A 728-nucleotide genomic window follows, 5' to 3' on the forward strand; every position below is an offset into this window, starting at 1 on the left:
TTTTAATAAATTCAGCATTTGCTTGCATTTGTGGAATTGTATGTGCCCCACAGTAACTTAGACCTGAACGTACACCGCCAGTTAATTGTTTTAAAATATCAGTTACTGTTCCTTTGTATGGAACCATAGCTTCAACTCCTTCTGCAACATAATCATTAAGATCTTCATCAAGTGAAATCGAACCAGTTTCCTTCGATTTTCTTCCTAAAGATGCACCAAGGGAAGCCATTCCACGATATATCTTAAAGCGCTTACCATTTTTTGTCAGTACTGTTCCTGGTGATTCATCTGTTCCTCCTAGCATACTTCCTACCATTACAGAAGATGCACCTGCAGCCAATGCTTTTGTAGCATCACCAGATGTTCTTGTTCCGCCATCAGAAATAATTGGAATTCCATAATCTTTTCCAATCTTGGCACAATCCATTACTGCTGTTAGTTGTGGTACACCAGAACCAGTAATTACTCTAGTAATACAAATTGAACCAGAACCAACACCAACTTTGACTGCATCAACTCCTGCTTTTATGAGATCTTCTGTACCTTGCGCAGTTGCAACATTTCCTGCAATTAATTCACATTTAGGAAATGCCTTTTTTATATTACGAATTGTATTAAGTGCATTTTCACTGTGACCATGAGCAATATCAACAACTAGGACATCTGCTCCTGCTTCTAACAAAGATTCAGTTCTTTCCATAAAATCTCCTTTAACACCTACAGCTGCT

At 38.0% G+C, this 728-nt stretch carries 1 protein-coding gene; it reads right to left on the reverse strand.

Going from position 1 to position 728, the window contains the following annotated elements; all coding sequences use genetic code 11:
* Positions 1-700: IMP dehydrogenase (locus BG20_RS03270; protein WP_238527470.1), on the reverse strand; the 700-nt coding region annotated here is incomplete at its 3' end.
* Between the last annotated feature and the right edge of the window lie 28 nt (positions 701-728).

This window comes from Candidatus Nitrosarchaeum limnium BG20 (genome assembly GCF_000241145.1).
Lineage (GTDB): Archaea > Thermoproteota > Nitrososphaeria > Nitrososphaerales > Nitrosopumilaceae > Nitrosarchaeum > Nitrosarchaeum limnae.